A 23256-nucleotide genomic window follows, 5' to 3' on the forward strand; every position below is an offset into this window, starting at 1 on the left:
GCCATGTGTACCGTTCCATCCGGTCTGTGATGTGATCCACATCACCATTGTTGCATGCGGCTGCTTCGCATACGTTCCGACTGTTCTCCTATGTGATCTGTTCGGAGCCGAGTAAGCATCGCGACGTTCGTCCGCCTGGCGAGCCGTGCGGCGTTTTCGGCATGCCCACGGGGATGTGCTCATGCGGCGTTCGTGGTTTCCTCGGCGATTGTCAATTGCGACGATGTTCACCGCCGCGTTAGCGGTGTTCATTTCAGGAGTGGGAGTTCCGGATGGCCTGACTCCCCAGGCCACCGCCAAAACGGTTCTCCCGTCCGGCGTGCGAGTGGACACATCTCATGTGGACACGCCTGTGCAGCGGACGGGGTCGGCGGCCGGGTTGCCGCATCTGGTCTCGGCGCAGGCGACAAGGGCTCAGGTCAAGGCTGCCGAGGGCGACGAACCTGGGAAGCCGCCGAAGGGAGCTTTGCCGCTGGAGTCCCGGGACCGGGTTGCCAGGGAGCCGGCCACGGGCGGACTGAAGCCTCCGGTGTCGCCTCGGAAGGCGGATGCGGTTCTCGCTGCGCGAGACTGCTATCACCAGGCATGGCGGCCGGGCAGCCAGTACTCGGTTGGGCAGATCGTCTCCTACTTCAACTCCACTCAGGGGATGACCGAGCCGCATGATTTCGAGGCGCAGTGGAATCCGGGCGGCTTGCCGCCCCTCACCACCAACGCGTGGAAGGATCTCGGGCTGTGCTACGTGGCTCCGCAGCCGCAGCCCCCTACCTTCTTCACATTCTGGCCGTGGAACAACACGACGGTCGGATCGCTGACTCCCACGCTCGGATCGATCGCGAACTCCGCGACCGGGCGGGTCGTGTCGTACTGGTTCCAGATCTGTTCCGGGCCATCAGGCCCATCCGGCAGCTGGGACTGGTGCACGAGCAGTTCGTGGAACTACGCGGGCACCTGGGACGTGACCGCGGGTTACCTGAAGTGGGGCAAGCAGTACTGGTGGTCGGTCGTCGCCGAGGACAGCTCCAATGGGTTGCGCACCACCTCGCCGTGGATGACGCTCACCGCCCAGCCCGAGCAGCCGTCCATCAACGCGCTGCTGGGCAGCGGGGTCGACGGCCGTGAGTTCAACCCGGTGGTCGGCAACTACACCCAGACGGTGACCGACGCCACGGTGGCCACGGTCGGCCCGCCGCTGACCACCACCCGCACCTACAACAGCCTGGACCCGCGTACCGACGGGATGTTCGGAGCCGGGTGGAGCACCCGCTGGGACATGCGCCTGGTGAACGAACCGCAGACCTCGACCGTTCTGGTGACCTACCCGGACGGCCGGCAGGCACGGTTCGGCGCGATGGGGGACGGCAGTTTCGTCCCGCCACTCGGCACCTATGCCACCTTGGCGACGGTCAGCGGCGGCGGGTGGCGCTTGATGGACAAGTCCGCCACCTCCTATCTGTTCGATGCCCAGGGCCGGGTCACCAAGGTCACCGACAACCGCGGCCGGGCCCAAAACCTGGTGTACGGCTCCGACGGGAAGCTCGCCCAGGTCACCGCGACCGGCGGCAGGTCGCTCACCCTCACCTGGACCGGCGGGCACGTCACCGGGATCTCGACCGACCCGGTGAACGGGGCCCCGCTGACGTGGTCCTACACCTACGATGGTCACAAACTGACCAAGGTCTGCGCCCCGGGCTCCGCGACAGCGTGCACCACCTACGAGTACCAGGACGCCTCCCGCTACAGCACTACGGTCGTCAACTCGGTGCCCTCCTACTACTGGCGGCTGAACGAGGCCACCGGCGCGGCCGGCTCGACGGTCGCCGGCGCGCTCGGCCGGCAGCTCGGCGGAGGCAACGCCTTGTTCAGTAGCGGCGGCTATGACGCCACGGTGGGGGTCGCAGGCGCGCTCGGCGGGTCCTCGGATACGGCGGTCCGGTTCGCCGGCACATCCTCCTCTAGTACCTACGTCAGCGTTCCTTCCTATGCCCTGGGGGGCCTGGGGACGCATCTGACCGTGGAGGGCTGGTTCAAGACCTCCGGTTCGGGTGTGCTGGTCGGTCACAGCAGCGCCACTTCCGCTCCGGAGAAGTACGCCCCGGTGTTGTACGTGGGCACCGATGGCAGGCTCCGCGGCCAGTTCTGGACGGGGCAGACCAGCCCGATCACCACCTCGGGCGCGGTGAACAACGGCCAGTGGCACCACGTGGCGCTGACCGGTGACGGCAACAGCCAGGTCCTGTACCTCGACGGCCGGGCCGTCGGGACGTTGAACGGCTCCATCAACCACGGCGACCTCTACTACACCCGCGTCGGCTCCGGCTTCGCCTCCTCGGCGTGGCCGGCCTCCACCAGCTCGGTGCAGGTGTTCCCGTTCCGGGGGGACATCGACGAGGTCGCCACCTACAACCGGTCGCTGCCCGCCGCCGAGATCCTCGCCCACTACCAGGCCGGCGCCGCCGCAGCGCAGATGACCAAGGGGACGCTCCCCTCGGGACGGGTGTGGGCGCAGAACGCCTACCTGGTCGACGGCGGGCGGCTCCAGACCCACACCGACCTCAACGGCGGCCTGTGGAAGCTGAGCGCCCTGCAGTACAGCGAGGACGACGAGGGTGATCCGCAGGCGACCGTCACCGTTACCGACCCCCACAACAAGACGCTGGTCTCGACACACGACGCGCTCCGCGTCATGCGCACCACCAGCCAGACCGACCAGCTCGGCAAGACGACCACCTACGACTACGACACAGGAGGCTACGTCGGCAAGATCACCGACCGGAACGGCAACACCACCCAACTGACACACGACGAGCGCGGCAACGAGCTGAGCATGACCAAGTGCCGCGCGCCGGGGGACTGCCAGACCACCTACGCGTCGTACTACCTCAACACCACCGACAAGTTCGACCCGCGCAACGACCAGGTGACGGCATACCGGGACGCGCGATCGCAGGGCAGCGGCAGCAACACCTACGCCACCAAGTGGGAGTACACGACCTTCGGCGACAAGGCCAAGGAGACGACACCCGCCACTCCCGACTTCCCCAACGGCCGGTCGACCACCTACGCCTATACCGATGGCACCGAGGCCGCTGTCGGCGGCGGGACGACCCCGGCCGGTCTGCTGAAAGCCGTGACCGACCCCAAGGGCAACCAGCGTAAGTACGCCTACACCGCCGCGGGCGACGTGGCCCAGGTGACCGAGCCCACCGGCCTCGTCAGCGCATACACCTACGACGCGATCGGGCGCAAGACCTCCACCAGCCAGATCTCCGGCGGCGGGCAGGCCCCGGCTCCGCTCACCGCGCAGGAGGGTCCCGTCGCAGCCTACGGATTCAACGCCGGGTCCGGGACCGCCGTCGCGGACGACTCGGGACACTCTCAGGCGGGCACCGCCACGGACACCACGTGGGCGACGTCCGGCAAGTTCGGGAAGGCGCTGTCATTCAACGGGACCTCTTCGTGGGTCACGATCCCCGACTCGCCCTCCCTGAGGTTGACCGACGGGATGACGTTGATGGCCTGGGTCAATCCGACGATCCTGGACAACTGGCGTCAGGCCATTCTCAAAGAGTTCAGCGGCGGCTTGTCCTACGGGCTCTACGCTTCCAACGGCTCACAACCCAACGGGTGGGCGGTCAACACCGACGGCACCGAGGGCTACGTCAACTCCACCGAGGACATCCCGCTCGACACCTGGTCACACCTGGCGCTCACCTACGACGGCTCGAAGCTGGCCTTCTACCTCAACGGCACCAAGACCGCCGAAAGCGACTTCCAAGGAACGCTCCGTGGCGACGACGGCCCGTTGCGCATCGGTGGGAACGGCGTATGGGGCGAGCACTTCGCGGGCCTGATCGACGAGGTCCGCGTCTATGACAGAGCGCTGTCGGAGGCGGAGATCCAGTCCGACAAGGACACCCCCGTCACCCCGTCGGACCCGGAGACTCCCGACCCCCCGACCGGTGGCGGGACGAGCACCACCACGTTCACCTACGACGCCTATGGACGCCTGGCCAAGCAGACCGCGTCCGGGGTCAAGAACGAGATCAGCGGCGTCACCCACACGGCCGAGACCGCCTACACCTATGACGCCGACGGCAACAAGCTCACCGAGACGCTGGCCGACCTCACCGGAGGCGACCCGGCCCGCACGACAACCTACGAGCACGACGCCTACGGGCGCGTGCAGAAGGTCACCGGGCCTGAAGGGGGTGTCCAGCGGACGGCCTACGACCACCGCGGCCGGGTCGTCAACACGGTCGACGCGGCGGGCGCCACCTATGACTACGGGTACACCGTTCGTGGCGAGTCGGCCACCGTCACCTTGAAGGGCTGGACGGGCAGCCCGACCAACCCCCAGCCCGCCCAGGACGTCGTCGTGCATTCCTATGCCTACGACCCGGGCGGGCGGCTGGCCTCGGAGACCGACGCGCTCGGCCGGACCACCCGCTACACCTACTTCGGCGACGACACGCTAGCTGAGAAGATCGCCTCCCAGGCCAAGCTGAACTCCTCGACCACTCCGGTAGACGTGGTGCTCTCCACCTCGACGTACGACGCGGCGGGGAACCTGACCCGCGAGGTGGCCGGTGGCGGGAAGACGCGCGTGGACTACGTCTGGGACGCCTCTGGGCGGATGACCTCCTCCACCCTGGACCCGGGCGGGCTCGCCAGGAAGACGGCCTACGTCTACGACGCCAACACCAACGTCACCCAGAAGACCCTGACGGCCACAGGCACCACGCGCATCGAGACCGAGTCCTACGGCTACGACGCGGGGGACCGGATGATCGAGCAGACGGTGGAGAACGGCTCCGCCGATCTGACGACCACTTGGAAGCTGGACGACCGCGGCCTGGTCACCGAGGTCACCGACCCGCGCGGCAACGCCTCCGGCGCCAACCGGATGGACTACACCTCGCTGATCGACTACGACGCCTTCGGCAGGGTCGTCAAGGTGCAGGAGCCGCCGGTCGCGGTGGAACGCGGCGGCGCGGCCCCGGTCACCGAGCGTCCGACCTCGAAGGCGGGCTACAACACCGCGGGCGAGCAGACCCACGAGACCGGGCCGGAGGGCCGGGCCGGTGTGATGGTCCACGACAAGGCCGGAAGGATCACCTCGATCACCGGCACCCCGTACACCCCGCCCGGGGGGACGGCCGTCACGCCGCGCACGTCCTACGAGTACGACGCGGCTGGTCGCCCCATCGCGATCACCGATGCTCGCGGGAATGTCGCCAACATCACCTACGACATCCTCGGCCGCACGGTGCGCATCACCGATCCGCCCGCCACCCAGGGCGCGGCTCGCGGCAACTGGGACTACACCTACACCCTCACCGGCGAGCGTCTCTCGTCCACCGATCCGACCGGGGCGCGTATCGAGGGCACCTACGACGGGCTCGGCCGCCAGGTCACCACGACGCAGCTCGAGCGCAAGCCCACCGCGGTCGCGTTGACGACCAGCGCCGAGTACGACACGGCGGGCAACCCGATCGCCGTCGTCCAGCCCGCAGGGAACCGTACCCAGGCCACCGTCAACGCCGCCGGAGAGATCGTCACGCAGACCGACGGCCTGAACCACTCCTCCACCTTCGAGTACGACCTGGCGGGACGGACCACCAAGGTCACCGACGCGCTCGGCAACGCGACCGTCGCCGAGTACGACCTGGCCGGGCGCAAGACCACGGCCAAGGACCTGAACTCCTCCGGCACTGTGCTGCGGACTTACGGGTTCGAAAGCGACGCCGCGGGCAACCTGGTGGGGCAGACCAGCCCCGAGGGGCACCTCACGCGGCGGACCTACGACGCCGCCGACCGGCTCACCCAGTTGGTGGAGCCGGTCTCGGCCACCACGTCCATCACCACGTCCTTCGGCTACAACGCCGCCGGCGAACGTACCCGGACCACCGACGGACGCGGCAACGCGACCCTCGTCACCTACAACTCGCTCGGCTTGGTGGAGACGCGGGTCGAGCCCGCGACCCAGGCCCACCCCAACCTGCCCGACCGGACCTGGACCTACGTCTACGACGCCTCCGGCAACCAGGTGAGCGTGCTGCAACCGGGCAACGTCCGCGTCACCAACACCTACGACAACCTCGACCGCCTGACCAACGAGGCCGGAACCGGCGCCGAAGCGGCGACCCAGGCCAACACGTTCGGCTACGACCTGGCCGGCAGGCGTACCAGCGCGGGCGATTTGGCCTTCGACTTCAACGATCGCGGCCTGCTGCTGACAACAGCCAAGACCGGCACCCCGGGTTCGCTGTCGAGCTTCGGCTACGACGCCAACGACCGGCTCACCCAGCGCACCGACGCCGCGGGCACCGCGACGTTCACCTGGGACGCCGCCGACCGGCTCAAGACCTACAGCGACCCGGTCACCTCCACGACCCTCACCTACGGGTACGACAACGCCGACCGGCTCACCGGCATCGACTACGGCACCAGCGGCCCCAAGCGGACCTACTCCTACGACCCGATGGACCGCCTGACCGGCGACACCCTGAAGACGTCCACGGGTGCCGCCATCGCCTCCATCACCTACGGCTACGACCGCGACGACAACCTCACCACCAAGACCACCGCCGGGACCGCCGGCGCGGGCACCAACGCCTACACCTACGACTGGAGCAACCGGCTCACCTCCTGGACCGCCCCCGGCGGCGCCGTCACCGACTACGCCTGGGACGACAGCGGCAACCGCACCAAGGCCGGCGCCAAGACCTTCACCTACGACGAGCGCAACCGCGTGCTGTCCGGCGACGGAACCACCTACACCTACACCCCGCGCGGCACCACGGCCAGCGAGACCAAGGGCAACGTCACCAAGATCCTCCAGTTCGACGCCCTGGACCGCATGACCAGCGACGGCGAGGCCGTCTACACCTACGACGCCCTGGACCGCGTCACCAGCCGAACCCAGGGCGCGGCGACCAGCCGGTATGTGTACGGCGATCTGGCCAACGACATCGTCGCCATGACCGACGCGGCCGGCACCAAGCAGGCGAGCTACAGCCGAGGCATCGGCGGCGAGCCAATCGGCATCTCCGACGGCACCGGCCCGCGCCTCGCCTTCACCGACCAGCACGGCGACGTCGTCGGCACCTTCACCACCAACGCGACCTCCCTGGCCGACTCTGTCGCCTACAACCCCTTCGGCGAAGAAAGCGCCAGAACGGGCGCCAGGCACGACCTCGGCTACCAAGGCGAACTCACCGACCCGACCACCGGCAAGATCAACATGCAAGCCCGCTGGTACCAACCCGGCACCGCCACTTTCACCAGCCGCGACACCTGGACCCTGAACGCCGATCCCTCCGTCCGGGCCAACCGCTATACCTATGGAAATGCCAACCCGCTCGTATACACCGATCCCAGCGGTCACGACGGCAGGCGTTATCCGCCGTGTAAGGGGCTAAGGGGGATACCCTATGCGGGCCCGCCGCTGTGGGTGTTCTGTGAAGTGGTGATGTATTCGACGCCAACAGAGAAGGACTGTACGTCGAAACATGACACGCGATGCAATCCTCCGGTGGACGACACATGCTCGGCGCACAAACCTCAATGCCGAACAGCTCCGAAGGGCACAGATCGCGAAAATCTCGCTCCGCTGGGTCGTGTAAATAGACCTGTAAGTGGACCAAAGGTCGGCCCGACGGCGCCGTATAATGGCCCGCGACAACCGCGCGAACCGACCATCGACTGTCGCAAAGGTCTGCAGCAGGGGTATTGCGACAAACTCCCGCCTGAAGCCAAGACTGGATGCAAGACGTGCTACATCTACGGGTACAACCCGGACCTGGACGTCCTGGACTGTAACTTCACCTCTCCTGACGCCGAGTGCCCTCCTCCGAACCCGGACCTGATCTCCTGCACGGGAAGATGTGCTCCTTCCGGTGAATGCGGGAACACGGGCGGCATGCTGCTCTGGGGTCCTTCGGGGGGCTGTCCTCCGTCCGGCGGCGGATCTCCTTCTCCCATCGAGCAGTTCGCGCAGGACTGTAGCAACAACATCATCTGCGACTTCACGATCGGCGACGCGGTCAACTGCGTGGCCAATCCGAACCTGATCGACTGCGCCGTAGCGGCGGCCGGACTGATCCCCGTCGGCAAACTCGCCGGCGGCGCCATCAAACTCGGCCGCAGACTCCCCAAGATCCTCAAGCCGGCCGAACGCTGCCTCGGCCGCAACAGCTTCGTCGCAGGCACCCTCGTCCTCATGGCCGATGGCACCCGAAAGCCCATAGAAGACGTCCAGGTCGGCGACTGGGTTTTGGCAACCGACCCCCAGACCGGCCAGACAGGCCCACGCCTCGTCCTGGACCGCATCACCGGTGATGGCGATAAGAGTCTTGTAGAGATCACCGCAGACACCGACAGCGCCAAGGGCAAGGCCACAGGCGTGGTGATCGCTACCGACGGCCACCCCTTCTGGGTGCCCACGCTCCACGCCTGGCTCACCGCAGCCGAACTCCGCGTCGGCATGCTCCTTCAAACCGGCGCGGGCACCCATGTCCAGATCACCGCCATCAGGAAGTGGACCGGCGTACGACAAGTCCACAACATGACGGTGGCTGGGCTCCCCACGTACTATGTGCAAGCAGGAGATCGGGACCTTCTTGTCCACAACGCCAGATGTCCAGCTCCGGGTAGTCGTCCCTTCCTGCCATTCACTCGAGCTGAAAAAAAGAAGGTGTGGGAAGAGAACGAGCGGTTCTATGGTGCCCCCGTGTGTGATATTCGCAATGGGGAGGGCTGTGGACGAGACCTGATCAAACCCAAGCAATCCACGAGGGGGAACAGGCCGCCGGACGACGAGGGCCATGTCGATCATGTCGATCGCAGGGAGGATGGTGGGTCCGGAACGGCCGACAATGGTCAGCTCCTATGTAGGGCGTGCAATGTGTATGAGAAGAACTGATTGTAAGGATGAGATTCCAAAGAGCATGAATGACATTAAACGTAATAAGCCGTTTCCCTTCGCGTTCAATCGTTTCCCGGATGACCTCGGTGCGGTTGTGCAGAACACGGTCGCTAGTGGGGAGCTGCCAGCCCTGGTAGTGATTCACGATGATGAGAACGACTGGGTTGTAGGGGATGGCGTGAACGACCCTGCCGGCAACTCTGTCGTATTCCATATCAAGCATCTGGTGCAAAGAGATCCGTCTCTGTCTCAAGTTGCTACCCTGCCCCTCGGGCACGTGGCATGGAGGTCTGCACAAAATGCGCCGTGGGCGATTGAAGAATGGACTTATCCGGACGATTAGCTGCTTTGGTGGGTCGAGATGGGTCCGTCGGCGGAGGCTTGTGGATTCTTCCAGGTGGGTGCGGGCGGTTTTGAGGTCGCCGGCCTTGTGGGCGGCTATGCCGAGGTGGCGGAGGGCGTAGGACGTCGTCAGGTCGGCGTTGGCGGCCTTCGCGAGTTCCAGGGAGCGTTCTTGGGCGGGCGCGGCGGTGGTGTCGTCGTTTCGGACGACCTGGTGGTAGATGCCTATCCAGAAGAGGGCCTCGGCTTCGCCCTCGACGTCGCCGACGGATTTGTACAGGTTGGCGGCGCGCTCGAAGAGGCGTAATTCGTCCGGGTCGTCTTGCTGGGTTTCGAAGAAGCGGCCGTGGAGGATGCGGCCTCGGGCCAGGGACAGGTCGGCCTCGACGGCGTTCAGTTCGCGGTCGGCGGTGTCCAGGGCGCTCGTGTCGCCGTTGAAGGTGGCCCGCTCGTAGAGCAGCCTGGCGATTTGAAGACGTTCGTCACCGCTCATCCGGGCCTCACGTTTCCCCTGGGGTGGTGGACCGTGATGAGTGTGGCACGCCGTGTCGGTGGTGATCGGCAATGGCGGAGGCCGAGCGCTCCGAGGACGGCTCTGGAGACGGGTCTGTGGAAGGCTTCAGGGACCGGTCCGGGCGGTGGGTCGGGGCCCAGGCGGCGGAGAGGGCGCCGCCGAGGAGGCCGAGGAGCATGCCGAGCAGGAAGCCGCCCATGTTGGCGTAGACGATCGACGCGATCGACAGCAGGATCGCCACGACGCCGAGGAAGACGCGCTGGGCGGGTTGGAGCCAGAGCAGCACCCCCAGGATGATCATCGTGATGGCTATCACGGAGGTCAGCCCGGCCTGGGGCGACTGGATGACCAGGGGGAGCCCCCGCAGCGTGAACGGGGCGGTGATCTGCTCCACGCCCGCGAGCAGCGTGAAGAGCCCACCCCAGAAGGGACGCGACCGCAACCAGGACCTGACCGCCCGCCCGGCGTTTCGCGGTCTCGTCGTCCGGTCCGATCTCGTGCCCGGTTCTGTGGCGGGTGGTCGGTTCGCCGGGGAGGCGGGGTCAGAAGCATTCATGGACGCCTGGGATCACGCGGAGGACGCTGTCGGGGGTGATGAGCTTGTTCGAGGTCGTGGCGACCAGGGTCTGCTGGGAGTTGAAGGCCACGATCACGTCGGTGTGCTGACCGACGAACCCTGGGGGGCCGCTGACGCCGGGGACGCTTTCCAGGGTGCTGGCGTCCAGGCCCAGCTTGACGTTCGTGGAGATGGTCTTGTCGTTCGTGATGCGGAGCGCGTAAAGGACGGTGCCTTCGCTCACCTGCGGTTCGCCGTTCGTCCCGCCCGTGAGCTTGAAGGTCGCGGGGCCGAGCGGGGTGTCGAAGAGGTAGCTCTGGCAGAAGCCGAAGGCTTCCGTCCGTCTGTTCGAGGCGACGTGCACCGGAATCTTCCTGCCGTCCTTGGCCTCCAGCGTCGTGTCGAACTCGACGACGTCGAACGCGCGAAGCTTGTCGATCCGTATCTTGATCTTCCTGCCCGACACGACGAAGGAGACGCCGACGGCGCCCTGCACGGCGGCGGCGACGAGCAAGGACGCCGCGACCGTGGCGGTTATGAAGATCGCGGCGAAGCGTCTCCACCGCACGCGTCCCTGCTCACGCATGGGCACTCCTCAGATCCCCGGCAACTCGGCCACCATGCGGCGACCGACCGCAGGCTCGATGCCGAGCATGCGGATCTTGTCCGGTCCCATCAAGGGGCCACGCGGAGCATCGCGTGATGTTTGCGCAGGTCTACGCCAGGAGCGGGAGAAGGCCCCGGAGTCGGCAAATCTCTTGGGACGTTCTCACATGGAAGACGAACGACCGTTTCGACGCGACGGGGTATGGCGAACCGCCCGGCGGACATGGTCCGGCCCGATGGGGTGTCACTCCGAATGGACGACTCCGATGACGTTCTCGACGGGGACGGTGCCGTCGCCGAGCATCCGTCGGTACGAGCGGGAGTCAAGGGCCAGTTCCCTGTTGTCGCCCATGACCCAGACGCGACCGGAGGGCACGGTCACGGCGTCGAAGTAGCGGTCCGCGTTCCCGTTGAGGCCGGTGTACGGCTCCAGGAGGGGCTTGTCGTCGAGCAGTACTTTGCCGTTGGCGTCGCAGCACTTCAGGGTGCTGCCCGGAATCCCGATCACCCGGGTCAGGACGGGCCCGTTGGCGCCCCACTTCTCGGGCGGCTGTATCACGACGATGTCCCCGGTTCTCGGGGTGTAGTGGTCGACCAGGTCGGCCACGACCCTGGTCCCGGGCTGGATGGTCGGGGCCATCGACTCGCTGCGGACGTCGAAGGCGCGCTGGCCCCTGATGCTGTACGCGAGCCCGCAGCCCGCGGTCAGCGCGGCCGTCAGCAGGACGAGGGCGAGCGTTCTGGCGCGGGTCACGGCGGACATTATCGCCTGGCGATCACGGAAGACGATATTTACCGGTATTCGTAAACTGTCCGACATTCCGCTGACATGGCGTGGTCACACACCTCACCGTGACACTGTGTGACCTCGCCCCATTATTCGGCGCGGAAGCGCGACCTACGCTGGCGGGAACTCTGTGGCCGTTCGTGCCGCAAAGGCCTCACCTGCGGAGGTAACCCCCCATGATCCGTCCGCGATCCCTGGCCGCCCCTCGCTCCCGGCTCCTCCTGCTCGCCCTCCTGGCCGCCCTGGTCGCCGCCCTCGGCGTCGCGCAGGTCCCCGGTCCCGCCCGCGCCGCCTCGCTGACCGCGGTCAGCGGGTTCGGGTCCAATCCCGGCAACCTGTCGATGTACAGCTACCGCCCGGACGGGCTGCCGTCGAACGCGCCCCTGGTCGTCGCCATGCACGGCTGCACGCAGAACGCCACCGACTACTTCGGCCACTCCGGCTGGCAGAAGTACGCGGACCTGTGGAGGTTCGCGCTGGTGCTGCCCGAGCAGAAGTCCGGCAACAACGGGCAGTCCTGTTTCAACTGGTTCCTGCCCGGCGACACGAGCCGGGGCCAGGGCGAGGCGCTGTCGGTCAAGCAGATGGTCGACTACGCCGTCGCCAACTACGGCGCCGACCGCTCCCGCGTCTACGTGACCGGCCTGTCGGCGGGCGGCGCGATGACCAGCGTCATGCTGGCGACCTATCCCGACGTGTTCGCCGGCGGCGCGGTCATGAGCGGCATCGCGTACGGCTGCGGCACCGACACCACGAGCGGCGTGCTCTGCCTGTCGCAGAACAAGGGGTACACCCCGCAGAAGTGGGGCGACCTCGTCCGCGCGGCGTACCCGGGCTACTCCGGCCCCCGTCCGCGCGTGGCCGTCTGGCAGGGGACGAGCGACACCACGGTGTACCCCTTCAACGCCGACCAGCTGCGCGACCAGTGGACCAACGTGTTCGGCCTGTCCCAGACGCCGACGAGCACGTCCGGCCTGCCCGGCGGGACCACGCTCAAGGAGTACGCCGACGGGACCGGCAAGGCCGCCGTCAAGGTGTACACCATCAGCGGCATGGCGCACGGACTGCCGGTCAGCCCGGGGTCGGCCGCCGACCAGTGCGGCAGCACCGGCCAGTACTACCTGAGCACGATCTGCTCGTCGTACTACGTCGCCACCACGTGGGGTCTGAACGGCGGCGGGACGCAGCCCCCGCCGGCGCTGCCCGCGCCGACCGGCCTCACCGTGACCGGTACGACGACGACCTCCGTCTCGCTGTCGTGGAACGCGGTCTCGGGGGCGAGCGGGTACAACGTGTACCGCAACGGCGCGAAGGTGACGGCCTCTCCGGCGAGCGGGACGACGTACACCGACTCCGGCCTGACGTCCGGCACGAGCTACACCTACGCGGTCAGCGCCGTGACCTCCTCGGGCGCCGAGGGCGCGCGGTCGGGCACGGTCACGGCCACCACCACCGGCAGCGGGGGCGCCTGCGTGACCGCGAGCAACTACGCGCACACCGTGGCGGGCAGGGCGTACGCGTCCTTCGGCTACACCTACGCGCTCGGGTCGAACCAGGCGATGGGCCTGTGGAACGTCATGGTCACCCACACGCTCCGCCAGACCGGGACGAACTACTGGGTCATCGCCGACGGCCAGTGCTGAGCGCCGAGGGCGAGGCGCGCCCGCTGGACGTCCAGGCGAGCCGGGCGTGTCGAGCGTCGAAGCGGCCCTCCTGGACAGCGCTCAGGTGAGTTGTTTGTAGAAGAACGTCGTCGAACGGAGCTCGCCGGCGGGGTCGGCGGCGTACGCGGGGACCTTGCCCACCTCGGTCCAGCCGCCGGTGCGGTAGAACCCCTCGGCCGGGCTCCCGGTCTCGGTGTCCAGGATGAGCAGGGTACGTCCCGCCTCGGACGCGCACCGTTCGGCGGCGGCGAGCAGGCGGCGTCCGAGGCCACGGCCCCGGGCGCCGCTGTGCACCATGAGCTTGGCGATCTCGGCCCGGTGGGCGCTGTTGGGCATGCCCACGGGCTTGAGCTGCACGGTGCCGAGGATCTCGTCGCCGTCGCGGGCGACCCAGATCAGGATGTCGCCCGCGTCCACCGCGGGGGCGAGACCCTCCCACCAGGTCGTGGCGGCGTCCGCGTCGAGGGAGGAGAGGAACCCGACGGAGTCGCCGGTGTGGACGACGTCCACGAGCAGCGTGGCGAGGGCCTTGGCGGAGGCGGTCAGCTCGGTGGCGGACAGGCGGACGATCGTGGGCTGCATGGGTGTGCGGGCTCCGTTCCTCCGAATCTCGTTTCCGGAGCCGAGGGTACATATCACCCGGTGGTGACGATCGGGTGGGTGCCTGAGAAGGTGGTGCCAGATGACGGCGGGCGCGGGCGAAGGACACGAGGACATGACGGATCTGAACGAGCGGGCGGCGAAGGCGGACGCCGAGGACCCTCTGGCCTACCTGCGCGCCGAGTTCGACCTCGATCCCCGCGTCGTCTACCTGGACGGCAACTCACTCGGAGCGCCGCCGAGGCGGGTGGCCGGGCGGGTCGAGGAGGTCGTGCGCGAGCAGTGGGGCCGGCGGCTGATCAGGTCGTGGCCGGAGCTCTGGTGGGACGCGCCCGAGCGGGTCGGCGAGAAGATCGCCCCGCTGGTCGGCGCCGCGCCCGGTCAGGTCGTCGTCGCCGACTCGACCAGCGTCGACATCTTCAAGGTCCTCGTCGCCGCCGTGCGGATGGCGCCCGGGCGGCGGGAGATCGTCGTGGACGCGGCCACGTTCCCCACCGACGGCTACATCGCGGAGTCGGTGGCCGAGCTGACCGGCACGGAACTGGTCCCCGCGGTCGTGGACGACCTGGACGACGTGCTCGGCGAGCGGACGGCCGTGGCGCTGCTCAACCAGGTCGACTACCGGACCGGCCGGCTGTACGACATGGCGGCGGCGACCGCGAAGGTGCACGCGGCGGGCGCGCGCGTGGTCTGGGACCTGTGCCACAGCGCCGGCGTGCTGCCGATCGAGCTGGACGCCCTGGAGGTCGACCTCGCGGTCGGGTGCACGTACAAGTTCCTCAACGGCGGCCCCGGCTCGCCCGCGTTCGTCTACGTGCCCCACCGCCTCCAGGCGTCGTTCCGCAACCCGCTGCCGGGCTGGGGTGGGCACCGGGAGCCGTTCGCGATGGCGCCGTCGTACGAGCCCGCGCCGGGCATCGCCCGCGCCCGCGCCGGCACCCCCGACATCCTGTCGCTGACGGCCCTGGACGTGGCGCTGGAGGTCTGGGACGGTCTCGACCTCGCCGCCGTGCGGGCCAAGGGGCTCGCGCTGACGGGGTTCTTCATGGACTGCGTGGACGAGCTGCTGGGCAAGGCGATCGAGGTCGTGACGCCGCGCGACGAGTGGCGCGGCCACCAGGTCTCGCTGCGCCACCACCAGGCGCGGGAGCTGATCGGCGAGCTGACCGCGCGCGAGGTGATCGGCGACTTCCGTCCGCCGGACGTGCTGCGCTTCGGCTTCGCCCCGCTCTACAACACCTACGGGGACGCGCTGCGGGCCGCCCGGACGCTCGCGGAGGTCGTGTCCGCCGGGTGACCCCGCGCGGACGGGCAGCGGGGACCGGCCGCCCGCCCCCCGGCCGCCGAGCCGCGAGCCGGGGTGCTTGTCGGCGCGGGTCAGCCGCCGATCGAGGTGCAGGGGCGGCTGCGCAGGTCGGTGACGTAGTCGTCGGGGGCGCCGGCCTTCTCGGCGGCGTCGGAGAGGATGCCCAGATAGCGGGCCGAGGGCAGGCCGCCCTCGTAGTCGTCGAGCACGTAGAACCAGGCGACGATCTCGCCGTCCAGGGTGGCCACGCGCAGCCTGACCTTGTGGTAGAGCCCGAGGGCGGCGCCCTCCCACTGGTCGAGCGACTCCTCGTCCCACTCGGGGACGTCGTAGAGGACGACGAAGACCTGCTCGTCGGGGTCTTCGACCACGGTGGCGAGCGCGCCCTCCCAGCCGACGTCCTCACCGCCGAAGGTCAGGCGCCAGCCTTGCAGCCAGCCGGTCCCGCGCATAGGTGAGTGCGGAGCCCTCTGAGCCATCTGCTTGGGATCCATGTTGCTGCCATAGGCGGCGTAAACAGGCACGGCATCCAAGGGTAATCCAAGATCCGCCCGTTGATCCGGCCCGGCGCCCGCAACACGCGACCGGGTGTGGGCGGGGCGCCGCGTTCTTCCGGTGAGCGCGTCCGGGACCCGTGGATTGATGGGGGTTTTCGCGGATAAATCACCGTTTTTAACGGCCTTCGTGTCTTCTGGTTGGGTATTGCACCACGGGCACCCCGCGGCATGCGGGACAATGGGGTATGTGACGACGATTGTGATCATAGGTGGTGGGCCCGGCGGTTACGAGGCGGCTTTGGTCGCCGCGCAGCTCGGCGCCGAGGTCACCGTGGTCGAGCAAGACGGTCCGGGTGGCGCCTGTGTGCTCACCGACTGCGTGCCGTCCAAGACCATGATCGCCACATCTGTCCGCAAACAGGCTCTGCTGGATGGAACGTCCCTCGGGGTCAACTTCACCGGCGGGCCCGACGGCGACCTCGGCGGCATCCACGTCGACCTCCCGTTGGTCAACACCCGCGTCAAGGAGCTGGCCCAGGCCCAGTCCAACGACATCGCCGCGCGCCTGATCGCCGAGGGCGTCAAGATCGTCAAGGGGACGGGCCGCCTCGTCGACCCGCAGGTCGTGCGCGTGGGCGACCAGACCATCCACGCCGACGTGGTCATCGTGGCCACCGGCGCCACGCCGCGCGTGCTGCCCGGCGCCGAGCCCGACGGGGAGCGCGTGCTCACCTGGCGGCAGCTCTACGACCTGGACGAACTGCCCGAGCACCTGATCGTCGTCGGGTCGGGCGTCACCGGCGCCGAGTTCGCCGGCGCGTACCGCTCGCTGGGCGCGGAGGTCACGCTCGTCTCCTCCCGCGACCGCATGATGCCCAACGAGGACGCCGACGCCGCCGAGGTCCTCGAAGAGGTCTACCGGCGCCGCGGCATGAACGTCATGGGCAGGTCCCGCGCGTCCTCGGTCAAGCGCACCGAGGACGGGGTCGTGGTCACGCTGGAGGACGGGCGCACCGCCGAGGGCACCCACTGCCTGATGACCGTCGGCATGATCCCCAACACCTCCGGCATCGGCCTGGAGGAGTGCGGGGTCACCCTGGACCGCTACGGCTTCGTCCAGGTCGACAAGGTCTCGCGCACCTCCGCCCCCGGGGTGTACGCGGCGGGCGACTGCACCGGCGTGCTGATGCTCGCCTCCGTGGCCGCCATGCAGGGCCGCATCGCCGTCTGGCACGCGCTCGGCGAGGCCGTCCAGCCGCTCCGCCTCGCGACCGTCGCCTCCACGATCTTCACCGACCCGGAGATCGCCGCCGTGGGCGTGTCCCAGCGGCAGATCGAGCAGGGCGAGGTCGAGGCCAACGTCGTCAAGCTTCCCCTCGCCACCAACGCGCGGGCCAAGATGCAGGGCTTCAACGACGGCTTCGTGAAGCTGTTCTGCCGCCCGCACACCGGCATCATCCTCGGCGGCGTCGTGGTCGCCCCCCGCGCCTCCGAGCTGATCCTGGCCCTGTCGATCGCCGTCCAGCACCGGCTCACCGTCGACCAGCTCGCGCACTCGTTCGCCGTCTACCCGTCGCTGGCGGGGTCCATCACCGAGGCGGCCCGGCGGCTGATGCTGCCGGTCACCTCGGCCGTCATCTGAGGCACGCCCGCCCGGTCACCCCATGCGGGACCGGACGCGGCCCAGGGCGTCGCGTCCGTGGTAGACCGCCGACGCCACCCCGCCGAGCTGCGGGACGTCCTGCGCCGTGTTGAGCGCCTGCTTGGCCGCCTCGTAGGCGTCCAGCGCGCGGCGCCAGTCCTGGTCGACGCTGCCCGTGGTCATGTGGTTGACCTTGTAGTCGAAGTCCAGCGCGTCGATCTCCTCGCCGAGCCTGATCACGTCCTCCTCGGCCGTGCGGCGCGCGGCGGCGAACCGGGCGGCCCGCTCGACCCGGCGCCGGTACGACAGCCCCCAGAGGATCAGCGTGACGCTCAGCCCGAGCCCGCTGAGGAGCACCAGGACGAGCCCGAGCCCGCCACGCCCGCCGGTCGTGCCCGGGAGCACCCCGCCGCCGACGTCCGTGCCGGTGTCCGTGCCAGTGTCCGTGCCGGTGCCGGTGCCCGGCAGGTCCGAGGTGCTGCCGACCGCGTCGTCCGGGACGTCCTTCGGCTCGCCGAGCGCGCCGGTGAGGTTGACTTCGTCGGCCTGGACGAAGGAGGCGCCCTGCACCGTCGCGCCGTGCAGGTCGGCGCCGCGCAGCTCGGCCTGGGTGAACTCGGCCTCGGTGAGGTTGGCGCCCTTGAACACCGCGAACTGCAGCTTCGCCTGCCCGAGCTTCACCTCGCGCATCTTGGCGCGGGTGAAGTCCGCGTTCCTGCCCTCGACCTGGCCGAGCGTCGCCTCGTTGAGGTCGGCGTCGACCAGCGTCGCGTCCGTCAGGTCGGCCTGGGTGAGCTCGGCCCGCGCCATGATCGCGCCGGTGAGGTCCGCGTGCGGGAACTCGGCCTGACCTCCCTGGGCGTCGGTGAGGACGGCATCGCGCAGGACGGCGTGCTTGGCGTGCATCTGCCCGAGATCGGCCTTGGACAGGTCCGCGCCGGTCAGGTCGGCGTACTCCAGCTTCGCCTGGGTGAAGTCCGCCTCCTTCATCGACGCGTTGTGCAGCAGCGCGCCGCTGAGGTCCTTCTGGGTGAAGTCGACCTCGTCGAGCTTGGCATTGGTGAGGTCGGCGCAGCGCAGATCGTCCGGGAGCGCGGCGCCGCCGGTGAAGTCCTCGCCGCGGAGCTTCGGTCCGGAGCCGGGCTTGCAGGGCGCGGAGGCCGTGAGGGCCACCGAGGCGGACGACGGCCCTGCCGCCGACGCGGGCCCGGCGGGCCCGGTGAGCACCAGGAGCCCGGCAAGGCCGGATACCAGGGCAAGGGGGATTGAACGACGCAACGCAGGCCTCCTCGACAACTGCGCCGAGTCTCGCAGGTGATCATATACGCGGGGTTGCACGATCCTTGCAGATCGCTTTCGCCCCCCGCCGCTCCCGCCGGGCCACCGTGGCGCGCCCGCCCGTCCAGGGAACCGCTGAGCGGCCCTGTGAGCGCGAAGGAGCCCCGGCGGGACGATGCCGCCGGGGCTCCGTGAACGTGCGTGCTGAGAGCGCTCAGCGCCGTCGGGTCATGCGCCGGCCGGTCCGGGCCGGGACGGTGACCCGGGGACCGTTACCAGTCGCCACCGCCGCCGCCGAAGTCGCCGCCACCGAAGTCGCCGCCACCCCAGTCTCCTCCGCCGCCGCCCCAGTCGCCGCCGCCGCCGAAGTCGCCGCCTCCGGCGTCGGCGCCCTGGGCGTAGCCCGCGTCGTACCCGGCCCCGTAACCGCCGCCGCCCCAGCCGAAGCCGCCGAACGAGCTGCCGAGGACGGTGCCGATGAGCATGCCGGTCATCAGGTCGCCGCCGAAGCCGCCGTAGTAGCCGGAGGCGTAGGGCGCGTAGGCCGGGCCGGCGTCATAGTACGGACGGCGCTGGCCGTCGATCATGACCTCGCGGGTCATCGGGTCGAAGCCCTGCTCGACGCGCCGCGCGTCGTCGGCGCAGGCGGGCACGTCGCGCGGCGCGCCACCGGGCGGGGCCCAGCGGACGTCGCGGACGGACGGGCCGTGCTGCGGGTTGAAGAAGCACGGCGCGCGCCGCTCGGGGAGCGGCTGGCCGGCCACCCGCGCCTTGACGCAGGCCAGGGCGTAACGCCCCTCTTCGAGGATGCCGGTCACGCCGCGCAGGTCGTCCGCGCGCTTGACGGCGGCGAGCTCCGTCTTCGCCCGCTCGTAGGAGTCGAGGGCCTGACGCCAGTCGTCCTGGTCGGAGGCACCGGCACCCGCCACCTTGACGTCCAGGTCCAGCTCGGTGATCTCCTCGCCGAACTTGGTGACGTCCTCCTCGACGGTCTGCTTGACGGCGGCCAGCTCGCGCGCCTCGCGGGCCTCGCGGTCGCGCCGCTTCTTGCGGGAGATCAGGAAGATGCCCAGGCCGCCGACGGCGGCGATCACCAGGATGCCGATCAGGATTCCCGCGCCACCGCCGCCGCCCGCGGAGGTGCCCGACTTCAGGGCGCCGCGGGTGTCACCGCTGACGGCCTTGTCGACGCGGGCCACGAAGTCCTTCATGCCCGACACGACGTCCTTGTTGTTGGCGACGGCGGCCTCGGCGAGGTCGCCGGCCAGACCGGTCCTGCGGATCGCGGTGGAGCCGGCGAACAGGGAGTTGCCGTCCAGAAGCGCCACCGTGGCGCGGTTGCGGCCCTCCTGCGCGAGCGACTGGCCCAGGGCGGTGATCAACTGACCGGCGGCGGAACCGCTGGTCACCGTGCCGTCCGCGAGGGCGGCCACGTAGATCTTGCTATCGGCGCCCTCCAGCGCGTCACGGATCTCTGAGAGCTGGTCCTTGCTCAGGGTGACGCCCGGGCCTACATATAGCGGGTCGCTGGACTTCCAGACCGCCACGACCGCGTTCGGATCGGGCGGTGGGGCCGCGGCCTGCGCCGAGGGCGCCAGCGCGAGCAGCGTGAAAAGGCCGACCAGGGCGGCCACGACTGTGGCCGCCGCGCGGCGCACCGAATGAGTGGTCACGGCAATATGCCTCCTTCGCCCTACAGGACGAACGGCGGGTCGACAAGGTTCCACTCAGGCGTCCTTGATTTCGCAGATGGCCGCGCCCGCCGTCACCGTCTGGCCGACCGTGGCCGCCAGCCCGGTGACGGTGCCGGCCTTGTGGGCGGTGAGCGGCTGCTCCATCTTCATGGCCTCCAGCACCACGATGACGTCGCCGGCCTGGACGACGTCGCCGTCGGAGGCCGCCACCTTGACGATGGTGCCCTGCATCGGGCTGACCAGCGCGTTCCCGCCCCCTGCCGCCGCGCCGCCCCTGCTCGCCGCGCGCCGGGCGGGCTTCTTGGGGTTGGCCTGGCGCGCCGTGGCGGGGGCGGCGGGCAGCACGACCTCCAGGCGCTTGCCGCCGACCTCGACGATCACGCGCTCGCGCTCGGCCGACTCCTCGGCGGTGACGACGTCCCCGGCGTAGGGCTCGATCTTGCCGGTGAACTCGGTCTCGATCCAGCGGGTGTGCACGCCGAACGGCTCGCCGGTGAAGGCGGGGTCGGCCACGACGGCCCGGTGGAACGGCAGGACGGTCGGCATGCCCTCAATGGCGAACTCGGCGAGCGCCCGCCGCGAGCGGGCCAGGGCCTCGGCGCGGGTGCGGCCGGTGATGACGAGCTTGGCGATCAGCGAGTCGAACGACTGCGGGACGGTCATGCCCGGCTCGTACCCGGCGTCCAGGCGCACGCCGGGCCCCGAGGGCACGTGCATTGTGGTCAGCGTGCCGGGGCTGGGCAGGAAGTTGCGGCCGGCGTCCTCGGCGTTGATCCGGAACTCGATCGAGTGCCCGCGCACCTCGGGGTCGTCGTAGCCGATCGGCTCGCCGTCGGCGACGCGGAACATCTCGCGCACGAGGTCGATGCCGGTGACCTCCTCGCTGACCGGGTGCTCGACCTGGAGGCGGGTGTTGACCTCCAGGAACGAGATCGTGCCGTCCTGGCCGACCAGGAACTCGCACGTGCCCGCGCCGACGTACCCGGCCTCCCTGAGGATGGCCTTGGAGGAGGAGTACAGCAGGTCGAGCTGCTCGGGGGAGAGGTAGGGGGCCGGGGCCTCCTCGACGAGCTTCTGGTGGCGTCGCTGGAGCGAGCAGTCCCGCGTGGAGATCACGACGACGCCGCCGTGCCTGTCGGCCAGGCACTGCGTCTCGACATGCCGCGGCCGGTCGAGGTAGCGCTCGACGAAGCACTCGCCGCGCCCGAACGCGGTCACCGCCTCGCGCACCGCCGACTCGTACAGCTCGGGGATCTCCTCCAGGGTGCGGGCCACCTTCAGGCCGCGCCCGCCGCCGCCGAAGGCCGCCTTGATCGCGATGGGCAGGCCGTGCTGGGAGGCGAACTCCACCACCTCGTCCACCCCGGACACCGGGTCGGGGGTGCCGGCGACGAGCGGGGCGCCCACCCGCTGGGCGATGTGGCGCGCGGCCACCTTGTCGCCGAGCGCGGTGATCGCCGCGGGCGGCGGGCCGATCCACGTCAGGCCGGCGTCGATCACGGCCTGGGCGAACTCGGCGTTCTCGGCCAGGAAACCGTAGCCGGGGTGCACGGCGTCCGCGCCGGACTCGGCCGCGATCCGCAGGATCTTGCCGATGTCGAGATAGGTCTCGGCCGGGGTCTGCCCGCCGAGGGCGTACGCCTCGTCCGTCATGCGGACGTGTAGAGCGTCGAGGTCTTGCTCGGCGTAAACCGCCACACTGAGAAGCCCGGCGTCTTTGCACGCCCGGGCGATCCGCACCGCTATCTCGCCACGATTGGCGATCAGGACCTTCTCCACCGAGGTCGTCCCTTTCCGTTTCCTCCCAAGGGGTCTGATCCTCCCAAGGGCCTTGCGCGCCTTCCACGGAGTGTAAGCGGCCTCTGATCTCACGAGAGCCCCCCTACCCCCGCCCCTGGATATGAGGCCTCAGGGGCCTATGCGGGGGTCAAACCCGATAACCAGTCGATATAAGCAGTGCATCATAGGGGTTGGACGTCTAAGGTAGGGGCGTTTGGCTACCCCCTGTGTGCATACGATCCCCAAGGAGACCGGCATGAGCCAGAGCTTGCTCGGCGGCGACCCCGCGGAAATGCAGAACATGGCCGCTCAGTTCACGCAGCAGGCCGAGCAGGTGCGTCAGACGATGGCGGCGCTCGACCGCGAGGCGGCGAAGGTCGGCACGGCGTGGACGGGCCCGGGAGCGGTGCGGTTCGGCGGCGCCTGGCAGAACTACCGCCAGGCGTTCCAGCGGATGTCGGAGGAGCTCGCCGAGGCGTCCCGCCTGATCAACACCTACCGCGGCAACATCGAGTCCGCGACGCGATAGCGCGTGAGACGCGGGGGCTCAGGGGCGGCGGCGGGCTCGCCGTCCCGTACGGACCGCGTTACGGCCCGGCGAGTGGCTTTCCACCGCCGGGCCTCGCCGTTCCGGGCGCGGGCGGCGTCGCGCGACCGCGGGGCGTCGGTGATCGAGCTGGCGCTGATCATGCCGGTCGTGCTGGTGGTCATCCTGCTGATCGTGCAGTTCGCCCTGGTCTTCCACGGCCGTCAGGTGGCGGACGCCGCGGCGCGCGAGGGCGCCAGGATCGCCAGGTCCGCCGGAACGGGGTCCGGGGGCTGGCAGGGGGCCGCCGAGGCGAAGGCGCGCGGCATCGTGCGCGCCGTGGGGCCGAAGATGCTCCAGTCGGTGACCGTCCGGGCCTGGCAGAGGGGCGACCAGCGCGGGGTGACGGTCGAGGGGGACGCGGTCGCGGCCGTCCCCCTGCTCCCGGGCATGTCCTTCAGGATCACCTCGACGTTCGGCGGGCCCATCGAGTGCTTCCGCCCCGACGACGGCACCGGCGACTGCCAGTAGGGTCC

The 23256-nt window shown here is 69.3% G+C and carries 14 protein-coding genes; 6 read left to right on the forward strand and 8 right to left on the reverse strand.

Annotated features, from left to right (window positions below; all coding sequences use genetic code 11):
* The first annotated feature begins 649 nt into the window (after positions 1-649).
* The gene (locus DQ384_RS25160) at positions 650-8926 is read left to right on the forward strand and encodes a LamG-like jellyroll fold domain-containing protein (protein ID WP_181871399.1); all 8277 of its coding nucleotides are present in this window, start codon (positions 650-652) and stop codon (positions 8924-8926) included.
* Between the two features lie 845 nt (positions 8927-9771).
* Here DQ384_RS25160 and DQ384_RS25170 read toward each other — a convergent pair.
* The 3 genes from DQ384_RS25170 to lepB all read right to left on the reverse strand — a co-directional run bounded on the left by DQ384_RS25170 (position 9772) and on the right by lepB (position 11701).
* Positions 9772-10227 (reverse strand): DUF6114 domain-containing protein, encoded by a 456-nt coding sequence (locus DQ384_RS25170; protein WP_114031352.1) that lies wholly within the window; start codon positions 10225-10227, stop codon positions 9772-9774.
* 100 nt (positions 10228-10327) lie between these two features.
* Positions 10328-10927, reverse strand: coding sequence for a DUF6230 family protein (locus DQ384_RS25175; RefSeq protein WP_114031353.1), 600 nt, complete (start codon positions 10925-10927; stop codon positions 10328-10330).
* Positions 10928-11191: 264 nt separating this feature from the next.
* On the reverse strand, positions 11192-11701 hold the full coding sequence (lepB, locus tag DQ384_RS25180; RefSeq protein ID WP_181871400.1) for a signal peptidase I: 510 nt from the start codon (positions 11699-11701) through the stop codon (positions 11192-11194).
* A 209-nt stretch (positions 11702-11910) separates the two neighbouring features.
* Between lepB and DQ384_RS25185 the strand changes: the two genes are divergently transcribed.
* Complete coding sequence (locus tag DQ384_RS25185) at positions 11911-13377, forward strand: extracellular catalytic domain type 1 short-chain-length polyhydroxyalkanoate depolymerase (protein WP_114031355.1); 1467 nt, start codon at positions 11911-11913, stop codon at positions 13375-13377.
* Positions 13378-13458: 81 nt separating this feature from the next.
* On the opposite strand, the gene DQ384_RS25190 is transcribed toward DQ384_RS25185, so the two are convergent.
* A complete protein-coding gene (locus tag DQ384_RS25190; protein ID WP_114031356.1) occupies positions 13459-13980 on the reverse strand; it encodes a GNAT family N-acetyltransferase in 522 nt (173 codons plus the stop codon).
* Positions 13981-14113: 133 nt separating this feature from the next.
* Between DQ384_RS25190 and kynU the strand changes: the two genes are divergently transcribed.
* Positions 14114-15295 carry a kynureninase gene (gene kynU / locus DQ384_RS25195; protein ID WP_114031501.1) on the forward strand — a complete coding sequence of 394 codons (1182 nt, stop codon included), beginning with the start codon at positions 14114-14116 and terminating at the stop codon, positions 15293-15295.
* A gap of 80 nt (positions 15296-15375) precedes the next feature.
* Here kynU and DQ384_RS25200 read toward each other — a convergent pair whose 3' ends face one another.
* Complete coding sequence (locus tag DQ384_RS25200) at positions 15376-15828, reverse strand: gamma-glutamylcyclotransferase family protein (RefSeq protein WP_114031357.1); 453 nt, start codon at positions 15826-15828, stop codon at positions 15376-15378.
* 220 nt (positions 15829-16048) lie between these two features.
* On the opposite strand from DQ384_RS25200, the gene DQ384_RS25205 reads away from it, so the two are divergent.
* Complete coding sequence (locus DQ384_RS25205; protein WP_114031358.1) at positions 16049-17443, forward strand: NAD(P)H-quinone dehydrogenase; 1395 nt, start codon at positions 16049-16051, stop codon at positions 17441-17443.
* A gap of 15 nt (positions 17444-17458) precedes the next feature.
* Here the strand turns inward: DQ384_RS25205 and DQ384_RS25210 are convergent, their stop codons facing one another.
* The 3 genes from DQ384_RS25210 to DQ384_RS25220 all read right to left on the reverse strand — a co-directional run bounded on the left by DQ384_RS25210 (position 17459) and on the right by DQ384_RS25220 (position 22194).
* Positions 17459-18721: a pentapeptide repeat-containing protein gene (locus DQ384_RS25210; RefSeq protein WP_147268889.1), complete on the reverse strand. Its 1263-nt coding sequence runs from the start codon at positions 18719-18721 to the stop codon at positions 17459-17461.
* Positions 18722-18993: 272 nt separating this feature from the next.
* Positions 18994-20394: a hypothetical protein gene (locus DQ384_RS41495; RefSeq protein ID WP_245966766.1), complete on the reverse strand. Its 1401-nt coding sequence runs from the start codon at positions 20392-20394 to the stop codon at positions 18994-18996.
* A 54-nt stretch (positions 20395-20448) separates the two neighbouring features.
* Positions 20449-22194: an acetyl/propionyl/methylcrotonyl-CoA carboxylase subunit alpha gene (locus DQ384_RS25220; protein ID WP_114031360.1), complete on the reverse strand. Its 1746-nt coding sequence runs from the start codon at positions 22192-22194 to the stop codon at positions 20449-20451.
* A gap of 256 nt (positions 22195-22450) precedes the next feature.
* Between DQ384_RS25220 and DQ384_RS25225 the strand changes: the two genes are divergently transcribed.
* Positions 22451-22723, forward strand: a complete 273-nt coding sequence (locus tag DQ384_RS25225; protein ID WP_114031361.1) for a WXG100 family type VII secretion target — start codon at positions 22451-22453, stop codon at positions 22721-22723.
* Between the two features lie 72 nt (positions 22724-22795).
* Complete coding sequence (locus DQ384_RS25230) at positions 22796-23251, forward strand: TadE/TadG family type IV pilus assembly protein (RefSeq protein WP_245966767.1); 456 nt, start codon at positions 22796-22798, stop codon at positions 23249-23251.
* Positions 23252-23256: the final 5 nt, after the last annotated feature.

This window comes from Sphaerisporangium album, from assembly GCF_003323745.1.
In the GTDB taxonomy this organism is placed as follows: Bacteria; Actinomycetota; Actinomycetes; order Streptosporangiales; family Streptosporangiaceae; genus Sphaerisporangium; species Sphaerisporangium album.